The 12,811-nt window shown below is 56.6% G+C and carries 15 protein-coding genes; 11 read left to right on the forward strand and 4 right to left on the reverse strand.

What is annotated here, in order from left to right; all coding sequences use genetic code 11:
• Window positions 1-21 precede the first annotated feature (21 nt).
• The 10 genes from LOH54_RS00985 (at window position 22) to LOH54_RS01030 (ending at window position 8,133) form a co-directional block, all read left to right on the forward strand.
• Window positions 22-1,527, forward strand: a complete 1,506-nt coding sequence (locus LOH54_RS00985) for a peptide-binding protein (RefSeq protein WP_231019743.1) — start codon at window positions 22-24, stop codon at window positions 1,525-1,527.
• Between the two features lie 3 nt (window positions 1,528-1,530).
• Window positions 1,531-2,181 (forward strand): HAD family hydrolase, encoded by a 651-nt coding sequence (locus LOH54_RS00990; protein ID WP_231019745.1) that lies wholly within the window; start codon window positions 1,531-1,533, stop codon window positions 2,179-2,181.
• A 136-nt stretch (window positions 2,182-2,317) separates the two neighbouring features.
• Window positions 2,318-2,875, forward strand: coding sequence for a pyruvate flavodoxin oxidoreductase subunit gamma (locus tag LOH54_RS00995; RefSeq protein WP_231019746.1), 558 nt, complete (start codon window positions 2,318-2,320; stop codon window positions 2,873-2,875).
• A gap of 9 nt (window positions 2,876-2,884) precedes the next feature.
• On the forward strand, window positions 2,885-3,277 hold the full coding sequence (locus LOH54_RS01000) for a 4Fe-4S dicluster-binding protein (protein WP_231019748.1): 393 nt from the start codon (window positions 2,885-2,887) through the stop codon (window positions 3,275-3,277).
• Complete coding sequence (locus LOH54_RS01005) at window positions 3,277-4,497, forward strand: 2-oxoacid:ferredoxin oxidoreductase subunit alpha (protein WP_231019750.1); 1,221 nt, start codon at window positions 3,277-3,279, stop codon at window positions 4,495-4,497. Before LOH54_RS01000 ends, LOH54_RS01005 begins: the two co-directional genes overlap by 1 nt.
• Before the next feature lie 11 nt (window positions 4,498-4,508).
• The gene (locus tag LOH54_RS01010; protein ID WP_231019751.1) at window positions 4,509-5,465 is read left to right on the forward strand and encodes a thiamine pyrophosphate-dependent enzyme; all 957 of its coding nucleotides are present in this window, start codon (window positions 4,509-4,511) and stop codon (window positions 5,463-5,465) included.
• A 101-nt stretch (window positions 5,466-5,566) separates the two neighbouring features.
• The gene (gene luxS / locus LOH54_RS01015; RefSeq protein ID WP_231019753.1) at window positions 5,567-6,082 is read left to right on the forward strand and encodes an S-ribosylhomocysteine lyase; all 516 of its coding nucleotides are present in this window, start codon (window positions 5,567-5,569) and stop codon (window positions 6,080-6,082) included.
• Window positions 6,082-6,387, forward strand: a complete 306-nt coding sequence (locus LOH54_RS01020; RefSeq protein WP_231019755.1) for a hypothetical protein — start codon at window positions 6,082-6,084, stop codon at window positions 6,385-6,387. Before luxS ends, LOH54_RS01020 begins: the two co-directional genes overlap by 1 nt.
• A gap of 144 nt (window positions 6,388-6,531) precedes the next feature.
• Complete coding sequence (locus LOH54_RS01025; RefSeq protein WP_231019757.1) at window positions 6,532-7,608, forward strand: YeiH family protein; 1,077 nt, start codon at window positions 6,532-6,534, stop codon at window positions 7,606-7,608.
• Between the two features lie 126 nt (window positions 7,609-7,734).
• Window positions 7,735-8,133: a hypothetical protein gene (locus LOH54_RS01030; protein ID WP_231019759.1), complete on the forward strand. Its 399-nt coding sequence runs from the start codon at window positions 7,735-7,737 to the stop codon at window positions 8,131-8,133.
• On the opposite strand, the gene pgp3 is transcribed toward LOH54_RS01030, so the two are convergent.
• Window positions 8,110-8,979 (reverse strand): peptidoglycan metallopeptidase Pgp3, encoded by an 870-nt coding sequence (gene pgp3 / locus LOH54_RS01035; RefSeq protein ID WP_231019761.1) that lies wholly within the window; start codon window positions 8,977-8,979, stop codon window positions 8,110-8,112. The genes LOH54_RS01030 and pgp3 overlap by 24 nt on opposite strands.
• 274 nt (window positions 8,980-9,253) lie before the next feature.
• Here pgp3 and LOH54_RS01040 point away from each other — a divergent pair, with 274 nt between their 5' ends.
• On the forward strand, window positions 9,254-9,691 hold the full coding sequence (locus tag LOH54_RS01040) for a DUF4395 domain-containing protein (protein ID WP_231019763.1): 438 nt from the start codon (window positions 9,254-9,256) through the stop codon (window positions 9,689-9,691).
• A 6-nt stretch (window positions 9,692-9,697) separates the two neighbouring features.
• Here the strand turns inward: LOH54_RS01040 and mepK are convergent, their stop codons facing one another.
• The 3 genes from mepK to LOH54_RS01055 all read right to left on the reverse strand — a co-directional run bounded on the left by mepK (window position 9,698) and on the right by LOH54_RS01055 (window position 12,735).
• Window positions 9,698-10,249, reverse strand: a complete 552-nt coding sequence (gene mepK, locus LOH54_RS01045) for a peptidoglycan L,D-endopeptidase MepK (RefSeq protein ID WP_231019765.1) — start codon at window positions 10,247-10,249, stop codon at window positions 9,698-9,700.
• A gap of 81 nt (window positions 10,250-10,330) precedes the next feature.
• Window positions 10,331-11,962, reverse strand: a complete 1,632-nt coding sequence (locus LOH54_RS01050) for a L,D-transpeptidase family protein (protein WP_231019767.1) — start codon at window positions 11,960-11,962, stop codon at window positions 10,331-10,333.
• A 113-nt stretch (window positions 11,963-12,075) separates the two neighbouring features.
• Window positions 12,076-12,735: an ATP-binding protein gene (locus LOH54_RS01055; RefSeq protein ID WP_349636722.1), complete on the reverse strand. Its 660-nt coding sequence runs from the start codon at window positions 12,733-12,735 to the stop codon at window positions 12,076-12,078.
• Window positions 12,736-12,811: the final 76 nt, after the last annotated feature.

Here is a 12,811-nt window from a genome sequence, read left to right on the forward strand (position 1 = left end):
CCGCTTCTGTACAATGGCGCCATGCGCATTTTTTACCTGCTGATCTTACCGCTGTACCTGGCCGCGTCGACCCTGCACCTGGCGACCTCTTCCAACCCCGCACGCCTGAACCCGATCATTGCGACGGATACGGCCAGCAGCGAGATCGCCGGCTTTATCTTCAACGGCCTGGTGAAGTTTGATAAAGACGGCAAGGAGATCATCGGCGATCTCGCCGAATCCTACCGTTTCGAGGATAACCGTACCGTCGTTTTCAAACTGCGACGCGGCGTCAAGTGGCAGGACGGCGCCCCTTTCAGTTCCGAGGATGTCGTTTTTACCTACAACATTATCAACGATCCCTCCGTTGTCTCCCCCTACACCTCGACCTTCCGGATGGTGGAGTCGGTCACGGCGCCCGATGCCTATACGGTGAAGGTGCGTTACAAACAGCCCTATTTCAAAGCGCTGGAGACCTGGATGATGGGGATTCTGCCCGCGCACCTGCTCAAGGATGAGAAGAATCTTATGAGTAGCGCGTTCAATCTGAACCCGGTCGGTACGGGGCCGTACCGCCTGAGCAAGCTTGAGTTTTCAAAGCAGATCGAACTGACGGCATTCGATGATTATTTTGAGCACCGTCCGAAGATCGACCGCATCGCTTTTCACGTCATTCCCGACCCGACAACGCGTTTTTTGATGCTCAAGGCGGGCCAGATCGATCTGAGCGGGCTTGAGGCGATGCAGTACGAGCGGCAGCTGAACGCGGCTTTTTTCAAGCAGTTCCGACCCATCGAAGAGATCTCGCACAGCTATACCTACCTGGGGTTCAACCTTCGGCTGAAGAAGTTCAAGGACCCGCGGGTACGCCGGGCGCTCTCCCTGGCCATTGACCGGCAGGCGATGGTCGATATCCTCTTTATGGGACACGGCAGGGTCTGTACGGGCCCTTTCCTGCCCGGCGGCCCCGCCTATAATCCCGAAGTGCCCATTCCGCAGCCGGACCTTGAAGCGGCCAAAGCACTGCTCAAAGCGGCGGGCTATGACGACGCCCATCCGCTCACCTTCGAAATCGCGACCTCCAACGCCACCCCGGTCCGCCCCTACGCGGCCGAGATCATCCAGCACCAGCTCTCCAAGATCGGGGTCAAGGTGACGCTGCGCATTATGGAGTGGCAGGCCTTTTTGAACATGGTCGTCTTCCCGCGGGAGTTCGAGACGGTCCTGCTGGGGTGGGCGCTCTCCCTGACCCCCGACCCCTACCTGCTGTGGCACTCCGATAACGACAAGCCTGGCGCCTTCAACTTTATCGGTTACCACAACCGTGAAGTGGACAGCCTGATCGAACGGATGCAGCAGACGGTGGAGCGGGACCGGCTTTCAACGATCTGGCAGGGGATGTTCAAACTGATCACCGATGACGATCCCTACCTCTTCCTCTACATTCCCGACGAGATTATCGTGGTCGACAGACGGATCCATCCGATCGAGCCGGCGCTGGAGGGAATCTGGCACAACTACATCGATTGGGAAATGGCACCGGAGTGAATGATGACGATTCTTTTTGACCTGGACGGTACGCTGATCGATTCGACCGAAGCGATCCTCGAGAGCTTTCACCGCACTTTTGAGGTCCTGGGGGGCGAGCACCCTTCAGACGCCGAGATCAAGGCGCTGATCGGGCATACACTGGACGACATGTACCTGCGCGTCGGGATCGCCCCCGAGGCGGTAGAAGCGTATGTCCGGACCTACAAAGAGCACTACCGCCGCATCTCGACGCTTAAAACGGTGCTGCTGCCGCAGGCGCGCGAAGCGATCGAAGCCGCTTCGGCCGTCGCGCGGCTGGGGATCGTCACGACGAAGACCGGGCTCTACTCCCGGGAGCTGATGGAACATTTCGGGGTGATGGATGCCTTCGAGGTGCTGATCGGCCGGGAGGACGTGACCCACGCCAAACCGCACCCCGAACCGGTGTTGACGGCACTGGAGCGGATGGGGGGCGATCCGGCCCGCAGTTGGCTCATCGGAGACACCCGTCTGGATGCGGAAGCGGCACGCCGGGCCGGGGTGAGTTGCGTCGGTGTTTTAAGCGGATATGATAACGAAGAGCAATTACGCTTATTAACACCGTTTATAGAAAAAAATGCCCTCGAAGCGGTCCGATACATCGCAAACAAGGGGAGAAACGTAACGTTTTGACACCCTTTTTTTCTCTTCAAAAATGAAAAGCTGTATTTAAGAGCAACTGGTTTAGAATACCCGATATCTGAGAATAGTCATCATAAGTTAGTAGTATTATGCATATACTGTTCTTAAATTTACCCGAGGAGAAACCATGCTCGAAATCAGATGGCACAGCCGTGCGGGACAAGGTGCTGTAACCGGCGCCAAAGGACTGGCGGATGTTGTTTCCACGACCGGAAAGCATGTACAGGCCTTCGCCTTTTATGGCTCTGCGAAGCGCGGGGCGGCTATGACCGCCTATAACCGCGTTGACGACCATGAAATTCTTAATCATGAAAAATATATGAACCCCGATTTCGTCTTCGTTATCGACCCGGCATTGGTCTATACGACAGACGTGACAATCAACGACAAGCCGGAGACGGTCTACATCATTACAACCCATATGAGCACGGAAGACCTGGTGGCATCCCAGCCCAAGCTCGACGGGAAAAAAGTTTACACTGTCGACTGTATCAAGATCGCTCAGGAGACGATCGGCCGTGCGATTCCGAATACACCGATGCTCGGTGCTTTCATGAAGATTTCCGGCATGTACGACATTGAGTTTTTCAAGGACAGTATGAAACGCATTCTTGCCAAGCTGCCGCCGAAAATCGTTGATGCGAACATGGACGCGATCCAGCGTGCCTACGACGAAGTGAAATAAGGAGAGCAGATGAACAACGGATGGAACGATTTTGAAATCGGCGCAATGCTGCGCTCGTTCGACGGTGCGGTCAATGATGTCGCTACGACGCTTCAGGAAGACCGCCCCTACTCCAAATCGAACTCCTTTACGGCGAGTGTCGCAGACTGGCGTATCGAAAAACCGATCTTTAACAAGGACTACTGTATCGACTGTCAGTTCTGTTGGATCTACTGCCCGGATATCTCCATTATTTCCCGGGACAAGAAGATGGTCGGCGTCGACTACGATCACTGCAAAGGCTGCGGTATCTGTGTCGAGGTATGCCCGACGAACCCGAAATCCCTGCTGATGTTTGCCGAGCAGGAAGATGAAGACAAAGCACTTGCCGGCTGGCCGGAAAAAGAGAAGAAGGAGAACTAATGGCAGATAAAATGGAACTGCGCGACGTCGAGGTCTGGGACGGTAACATGGCCGCCAGCCAGGCACTGCGCCAGGTACAGATCGACGTCGTCGCGGCGTACCCGATCACCCCTTCGACCCCGATTGTCGAGAACTACGGTAACTATCTGGCAAACGGCTACATCGACGGCGAGTTCGTCATGGTCGAGTCCGAGCACGCGGCGATGTCCGGCTGTATCGGTGCTGCCGCAGCGGGCGGCCGTGTCGCAACGGCGACCTCTTCCCAGGGCTTTGCCCTGATGGTCGAGACCCTTTACCAAGCATCCGGTATGCGTCTGCCGATTATCCTGAATGTCGTCAACCGTGCCCTGGCTGCACCGTTGAACGTCAACGGCGACCACTCCGATATGTACCTCGGACGCGACAGCGGCTGGATTCAGTTCGATGCGTATAACCCGCAGCACGCCTATGACCTCAACTTCATTGCTTTCCGCGTCGCGGAAGACCATGAGATCCGCCTGCCGGCAATGGTCCACCAGGACGGCTTCCTGACGTCGCATACGGCGCAGGGTGTCAAAACAATGGACGATGACACTGCTTATAACTTCGTCGGCGAATTCAAGCCGATGAACGATATGCTCGACCTCGATCACCCGGTCACGCACGGTGTCCAGACCGAAGAGGACTGGCACTTCGAGCACAAAGCGCGCCAGCACAATGACCTGATGACGAAGGTCTTCCCGAAGATCGAAGCTGCATTCGATGCGTTCGAAAAAATGACGGGCCGCCGCTATAACATCGTTGAAACGTACAAGACGGAAGATGCGGATGCGGTTGTCGTCTGTATGGGAACTTCCGTTGAAACGGCGTACGAAGTGGCCGATGAGCTGCGTGCCGATGGCAAGAAAGTCGGCGTAATCGGTATCCGTGTCGTCCGTCCGTGGCCGCACGCGCAGATCGCAGAGGCCCTCAAGGGGATCAAAGCGATCGGTGCCCTCGACCGCTCTTCACCGAACGGTACCTTCGGGATGCTCTACAACGAACTGGCCGGTACGGTCGTTAACAGCGGTGAAGTGAAAGTCCTGACGAACTACGTCTACGGCCTCGGCGGCCGTGACCTCACCAAAGTCCATCTGCGCGAAATCTACGCAGAGCTGCTTGCCAATGCGGAAGCCGGCAAGCCGACGACACCGCTGCAGCAGCTGATCGGGGTCCGCGGACCGAAGATCAGCTTCCACTAAGGAGAAGAGATATGAGCGAAATGAAAAAGATTAAAAACCTTAAAGAGTTTTCAACATCCGCGGACCGTTTCGAGGGGGCAAACCTCCTCTGTCCGGGGTGTGCGCACTCTATCATCGTCCGCGAAGTTCTCAACGCGACGAACGATGACCTGATCCTTGCGGCATCGACAGGCTGTCTGGAAGTTTGTACGGCGGTTTACCCCTATACGTCATGGGACGCTTCCTGGATCCATATCGGCTTCGAGAACGGCTCTACGGCTGTTGCGGGTGCCGAGGCGATGTACAAGGCTCTCAAACGCAAAGGGCGCCTGAAGCAGCCGGACCGCGAGCCGAAATTCGTTGCGTTCGGCGGCGACGGCGCCTCTTACGACATCGGTTTCCAGTGGATCTCCGGCTGTTTCGAACGCGGTCATAACATGATGTACGTCGTTCTCGACAACGAAGTCTACGCCAATACCGGCGGACAGCGCTCCTCTTCCACACCGATCGGTGCGAGCACAACGACAGCCCCGGCGGGTCGCGTCAGCTACGGCGAGAAGATGCACAAGAAAAACATGATGCAAATCATGGCGGCGCACGGCTCACCGTACGTTGCGCAGGTTGCACCGAACAAGTGGAAAGATATGGTCAAGAAGATCCAAACCGGTTTCGCGACCGAAGGCCCGGTCTTCATCAACGCCATGTCCGCCTGTACGACGGAGTGGAAGTTCCTTCCCGAAGATACGATTGCGATCTCCGATCTGGCGACGGACTCCCTGGTCTTCCCGCTCTACGAGATCATCGGCGGTACGAAGCTCAACATCACCTACCGTCCGAAAAATGTCATCCCGGTCAAGGACTATCTCGGTGCGCAGGGGCGCTTCAAGCACCTCTTCAAACCGGAGAACAAGCATGTCCTCGACGAGTGGCAAGCTCGTGTCGACCGCGACTGGGAATACCTCCAGCGCCGCGAAGAGGCCAGTGTCTAAAAGACACGGCTTCGCCCCCTATTAACCCCATCCGTTAAAGCCCCCTTCAATACACAAACGCTACCATTTGAAAAATTTTCATCCGATGTTAAAGGACAAATATGCCTCTGCTTGACAGTTTTACAGTCGACCATACCATCATGCCGGCGCCGGCAGTGCGCAAGGCCAAAGGGATGAAGACACCCTGCGGGGATGCCATTACGGTCTTTGACCTTCGCTTTTGCAAACCGAACGAGGAGATCATGCCCGAGCGTGGGATCCATACGCTCGAACATCTCTTTGCCGGATTTATGCGCGACCACCTCAACGGCAACAACGTGGAGATCATCGATGTCTCCCCGATGGGGTGCCGTACCGGGTTCTACATGAGCGTGATCGGTACGCCGGAGGAGGTGCGTGTCGCCGAAGCCTGGGAAGCATCAATGAAGGACGTTCTCGGTGTCGAACACCAGGAAGATATCCCCGAACTCAACCTCTACCAATGCGGTACCTGTAAAATGCACTCCTTGGACGAAGCCAAGGCGATCGCGTCGGGCGTGCTGGACAAAGGGGTCGGCGTGATGGACAACGATGCGCTGAAACTGGACCTCTCCAAGGTTGAAAAGGCGGTCTGCTGATGAAGCTGCTGCTGCCGATGGACCGGGAGGATACCCAGGAGGGTTCCCTCGTTCCGATCGCGGAGGCCAAGACTTGGGGTCTGGTCGACGTGGAGGAGGGGCAGGTCGTCGAAGTCCGTTTTTTCGCGGAGAAGGAGACGGCGCTGGAGGAGTGGCCCGATGCCGTTATCGTGCCGGGTGATTTTGAACCGGTGATGGAGTTCATCGAACAGCAGATGATGGTCCTTGTCGCGCATATGCAGCGTTCCATCGACGACATCGTCGAAGCCTTCCTCTTCAAAGAGCTGCACGAACTGGCGTTCTGACGCCGGTTTTCTTTCAAAAAAGCTGAATCAAGTATCAATTTTCCCTTATTTTTCTTAACATCTTAAAAACTGTATAATTACACCCAATTATACTTGGGCCCCCCGGTTTTACCTGGCCGGCGTGTGCCCGACAAAAGGGTTTTTATGGCTTTTTCCAAAGAGAAACGCAAAGGGACGATCAGCGGTATCATCTTTGTCGCGATCGTCGCCGCCGCCGCCACCTATATCGCGGCGCTGGCCCCGGTAGCGAAACTGGGGATATCTCCCTTGGTTGTGGGTATCGTGATCGGTATCTTCTACGCAAACACGCTGCATAACCATTTCCCGGAAGCGTGGGAGAGCGGGATTGTCTTCTCCGGTAAAAAAATCCTCCGTTTCGCTATTGTCTTTTACGGTTTCCGTATTACCTTCCAGCAGATCGCCGAGGTCGGTATCGAAGGGTTTATGGTCTCGCTGATCATGCTGGGCTCGACCTTTATCCTCGGGACTTGGCTCGGGAGCAAGATCTTCGGCCTTGACCGCGATACCGCTATGCTGACGGCATCCGGCGCCTCTGTCTGCGGTGCGGCTGCGGTCCTGGCGACGGAGCCGGTCCTCAAAGCCGAAGAGCACAAAGCGGCGATCGCCGTCTCCATGGTCGTCTTGTTCGGTACGATCGCGATGTTCCTCTACCCGGCACTCTACAGTGCAGGGGTCTTCGACATGACGCCGCGCGAATTCGGTATCTATGTCGGCGGCACGATCCACGAGGTTGCGCAGGTCGTCGCCGTCGGCGGTGCGTACGGCACCGAGGCGAGTGATGCGGCCGTTATCGTCAAAATGACCCGCGTTATCATGATCGCCCCGATGCTGATCCTGTTGGGGATCTACCTCTCCTACGCTGCGAAGAAAAGCGGCGGCGAGGGCGGTGTGATCAAGCTCGTCATCCCCTGGTTTGCCGTCTACTTCGTGGGGATGGCCGGTGTCAACTCCCTGATCCACGGCTACGTTCACGGCGGTGTGAGCGAAGCGGTCGCGGGGCTGATCACTACGACGATCGCTTATGTGAACGAGATCGATACGTTCCTGTTGACGATGGCCATGACGGCGCTCGGTATGGGAACGCGTTTCGCGAAGTTCAAAGGCCTCGGCCTCAAGCCGATCTACGCCGCCGGTGCGATGTTCGTCTGGCTTGTTGTCGGCGGTTACTTCATCACCAAAGCGGTCGTCGCTACGTTCTAGCACGACCTTTTCTTCAAAAAAGGCCGCTTCGCACGAAGCGGTTTCCCCCTTTTCTACATTCCCACCATGTGATATACGTTGTCTTTTGCGATCTACAATTGGGAAAATCCCCAATGGAAACGATCAATGAAATCAGTTTCGGACTATGTGAAAAGTGCACTCGTCGGTTTCATGCTATTGACGGGTACTATGGCGGACGGCAGGAGCCTGGAGGACACGCGGCGCAACAGCGATGACGTGCCGAAGCTTCAGAGCGCAGAGCGATCTCAGGAGGTGCAGGCACGCATCGAGGGGCAGTTCAGCCGCAGAGACGGTGCGCATATCGCGCTGACACGTTATCTGCGCAAACGGCTGCGTTTCCCTGAGAGCTTTGTCCATATCAAAACGTACTATCGCCGTGAAGGCGAGCGTCTGCACGTGGAGATGGTCTACCGGGCAAAAAATGCGCAGGGGAATTTCTGCACGGAGCGGATGCGGGCAGTGGTCTCGCCGGAAGGGGCGTTATTCGGTGTCCGCTGCGCGTGACGTATCTAGCTGCGCTGTTTTGGTCTCCCGGAAAAGACCGTTGAGTGTTGAGAGCAGCTGCATCGGGTCGACCTGGACGCCCTGCAGCATCACGGCAAAATGCAGATGCGGACCGGTCACGCGGCCGGTACTGCCGCTGAGGCCGATCGGTTCTCCTTTGGCGACGCTGTCGCCGACCTTGACGTCGATACGGCTGAGGTGGTAGTAGCAGCTGTAAAGCCCCTCCCCGTGGTCGACAAGCACGGAGTTCCCGGCGTAATAGCGCTCTTTGGCGAGTACGACCACGCCGTCGTTGACGGCAGCGACGGGGGAGCCGGGCTTGGCCCGGAAATCGGTGCCGGAATGAAAGCTCCTGAGGCTGCCGTTGAAGAGCCTTGCCGTGCCGAAAACACTTGTAACGTTGCTCTCCATCGGAAGGGCAAAGGGCGTAGACCAGAAGCGCTGCGGCGTAAAGCGGCCGTAGATCGCCATCGCCTCACGGTACTCTCTCGAGACGCGTTTCTGCTGTTCGGGATTCGGTTTGACCTTGGAGGGCTGGACATGAAGGGTTTCGGAGGGGTAGTTGCCGTCAATGATGCGGAAAGGGATCAGTTCGTCCCCTTCCGGGCTGAGACGGTGCAACTGCTTTTCTCCCGGTGCCGTGCGGTACCCGACGGGAATAAGGGCAATGCGTTGATCGGGATCGGCCGGATGCTGCAGCAGCGGGATCTCTTTCCCCCGGTAGAAAAGCCTCGCATCGTCATCGGCGGCGAGGCTGATCATGGCGGTCTGACCGTTGGCGATCTCTGTCGCAGCTGCCGGTAGCAGCGTGCATAACAGCAGCAGGAGTAAAAGAGATGACCGCATGAGGATCCTTTGGTGGATAGCTTTTAACAGTATAGGCGGTTTCAGGTAAAGCATCCTTTTAACGATAGCGGTAACGTGGAAGCCAGCAGCATTCCGGTCAGATTCGATAGCACGGATGACGTAGTACTTGGAGCAGTAGAGAAAGGCAACGGAAAGCTAATACTATACTTGATTAATAAAGTATATTTACTTGTGTATTATGATTTTTCTTTGATATGATCGCTCTAAAGATTGAAAAAGGTCCGCAAAACGACGGATCTGCCAAGGAGATATCATGGCTGCTGCATGCCCCGTGGCACTGATAAAAATAGATGAGAACCTGGTAAGACTGCAGGCGTTTCTAGTGGTAATAGCTGTCGCCGCATTTTTGTGGAGCGGCTCGTTCTGGCTGCTGGCGCTGCTGGTGTATGATTTCGCGATACGCGTTCTGGGGGCACCGAAGGGGAGCCCTTTCTTCCTGACAAGCCGGGCGGTCGTGAAACGATTGCCTGTCTCGGCGAAGCCGGTAGATGCGGGGCCGAAGAAATTCGCGGCGAAGATCGGATTGGTTTTCGTCATCACGGCCCTGCTGCTTGCGGTGGGAGGTTACGTTGAGGCTGCGACATGGCTGATGACTGTCATGGCGCTTTTTGCGTTGCTGGAAGCCGCCTGCGGCTTTTGTGTGGGGTGTAAACTCTATACGCTCTGTCTGCCGCTCTTTTCGCGGCAGTAGGGAACGTTACCAGTAGCGGACGCGGCCGCTGTCGACGTGGACGAAGTGGGAATCGGGATAAAAGCCGACCCCGCCGACTTTTTCACTGACGGCGGCTTTGCGGAGCATGGAGAGCTGCGTACCGGGCAGGTTGATGTCCATCGCTTTGCCAAGCATATGGAGGCTTTTTTTCGCGACGCCGGAAGTGTTGTTGTGCAGCATGGCATTGGTCTTCGGCGAGCGGTAGCCTGAAATGATGTGAAAGGCTTCTTTGCTGTCGAGTTTGGTACGGATGGCGTAGAGCAGGTCAAGAAGTTCAGGGTCCATTGCTATCTCCGTGCCCGTCCGGTAGTCCCTGAGGATCTTATTGATATCGACGAGGGATTCCGGGATAAAACTGCCTTCGGCCCAAAAAGTGGTTTTGAGGCTTTCACCCGTATGAATGTTGTAGAAAGAGAGCGTTTTCTCATACGCGTCGGCTGTACTGCCGAACAGTGTATTCGGAAGGGCGGCCGCCAGGGCCGCCGCCCCGCCCAGTTTCAAAAACGCTCTGCGATCCATTGTCTGTTCAAACGCCATCCGAATCCCCCTGTTTCTTATTTCTTATGTATATTATTATACCAAAACGAAACATGGTGGTGCATCAGTAGTTTAAATTACTTAGTATTTCTTAAGATAATGACTGAGTTTTCGATCGTACTTGTAGATGTCGTCGTAGAAATAGACCACGCCCTCTTCATCGACGCGCGCGGTCTGGTAGGTGATATAGACGGGGACGGGAGTGGTGAGACGGACCCAGCGGTTTTCGCCTGTCAACAGCTGTGTCAGGAGTGCTTTGTAAGTGATATCCGGATCATCGAGTGAGAGAAGGTAATGGGCCAGCTCCATCGGCTTTCTGACCCGGATGCAGCCGGAGCTATGGGTACCGTTGCCGTTTTTAAAGAGCGATTGTGAAGGCGTATCGTGGATATAGATATCGTAGGGGTTCTGAAAGAGGAACTTGACGTAACCCAGCGGGTTTTTTGCGCCGGGGTCTTCGCGGAAGGTATAGCGATTGGTATCGCTCTGCTGCCACTGCATCCAGTCGATGGTCCGGGGGTCGATGGGGTGGCTCTCGTCGGCGTCGTCGGCGGCGAAAAGCTTGATGTGTTTTACGGCCAGGTAGTGGGGATCGGTTTGAAGTTTCGGAATAAGGTCTTCGTTGAGGATCGTTGCCGGCACGCGCCAATAGGGGTTGAGGACGATGTAGCGCATCATGGAAGCGAAGGTGGGGGTCTCGCGTTCGCGGCGTCCGACGATCGCCCGCATGGTCAGCAGCGGTTCATCGTCCTGCATGACTTCCAGGGTGAAACCGGGGATATTGACGATGATATAGGGACCGCCGTTGTGGGGCGGCAGCCATTTCCACCGCTCCATATTGAGGCGGATCTTCTTCATGAGCACTGACGGGGACTGGGCCATCTTAGCCGATGTGACCGGACCAACGATGCCGTCTGCCGTGATGCCGTGGCGACGCTGGAAACGTTTGACGGCATCGCGCAGCCGCTCCGTCTCCTCCGCTTCGTCTTCGGAGGGGGGATCGACCAGGTCGCCGGTCATGGCGAGACGGCGGTAGACATTGGCGTCGTCGGCGTAGTCTGCGGCATGGGTACTCCAGCCTCCCGCGTCGGCGATCCGCCGATACTCGGCGAGGGCCGTACGCAGCCGCTGATAACCGATGTGGTTCGGTGCGACTGAGAGCAGGACATCCTGTACGCCGCCCTGCGCAACGTGCTCCGTCAGGAGGGCGGCAGGTTCGAGGAGCGAATTGTCGAATTCGTGGGTGGCATTGAGATCCGCGCCGTAGGCCTGGCCGTAATGCAGATCGTGTCCGAGTGAAAAAAAAGCATCGGTAAGCAGCACGTCAAGCTGTGCAAGCTGTAGCGTTGCATTCCCCTCCTCCTGGCGGAGGGATTGGATTTCGGTTAAATGGTAGGCGGGCGTATTGGGGTCGAGCCCTTCGTCCGCGATGCCGTCGATCATGAGCCAGAGCATGTCCGCGCCGGGAAGGAGACGGCTGTCGCGGCTCCAGAAGGGCGCGAAGCCGCGTGCGGCATAAAAACGCTTTGCTGCGGTCGCCAGCGCCGGCATCTCCGCTCTGGCGGTGACGTTTTCATCCGCCACGCTGCGGATTAGCGCGGCGACGGGGCCAGCAGCGACCGCTACGGGTTGCGTACGGTTGGCCTCCTCTGTACTTTCAAGGGCAATAATTTGTGTGCCAATGAGCAGCCACGCCTTCAGAACAGTGATCACGACCTGTTGAAAAGTAGAGTGTTTCACGTCTGCCGTCTTTTGATCGGGGATATATCCCTATTGTATCCAGATTTATCCCAAGGGGAAGAGCGGTTGACGGAGGCGGGGCGGTTTCAGGTTCGTCTGCGGTAACTGAGGGCCTCCAGGAGATGAACCGCGGCGATCTCGGGACTCCCTTCGATGTCGGCGATGGTACGGGCGACTCTCTGTAGCTTTTTGATGGCGCGGAAGGAGAGTGCGAAGCGCTGCACGGCCTGGGAGAGCAGGGTGTCGCTTTCACCGTCCAGGCGGCAGTAGGTGTCGATGCCGGCGTCGTCGAGGCGACCGTTGAGCGCCTGCTGCCCGCGCGAGCGTTGCAGGGAATGGACACGCAGCACCGTCTCGTGCATCGCTTCCGAGGTGAGCGAAGCGCTGTCCTCGGCCCGGACGGGCTGCATCTGCACATAGAGGTCGATGCGGTCGAGGAAAGGGTCGGAGAGTCTGGAGCGGTAGCGCCGGATCTCCAGATCGCTGCAGCGGCACTCCAGCGCGTCGTTCAGCAGGTTGCCGCAGGGACAGGGGTTCATCGCCGACACGAAGAGGAAGTCCGTCGGGTACTCCACCTTCGAGTGGACGCGCGAGATGCGGATGCGTCTGTCCTCCAGGGGCTCGCGCAGGGCTTCGAGCACCTGTTTGGAGAAGTGGGGGAGCTCATCAAAGAAAAGGATGCCGTTATGGGCCAGCCCCACCTCGCCGATTTGGGCCCGGTGGCTGCCGCTGTCATTTCCAATTATTTATGCTACAATCGAAAGGCAAAGCCCGTGTATTCTGATACAAAATTCCAACTAATTATGCAAATATTTCCAAATA

Source organism: Sulfurimonas sp. HSL-3221, assembly GCF_021044585.1.
Lineage (GTDB): Bacteria > Campylobacterota > Campylobacteria > Campylobacterales > Sulfurimonadaceae > Thiomicrolovo > Thiomicrolovo sulfuroxydans.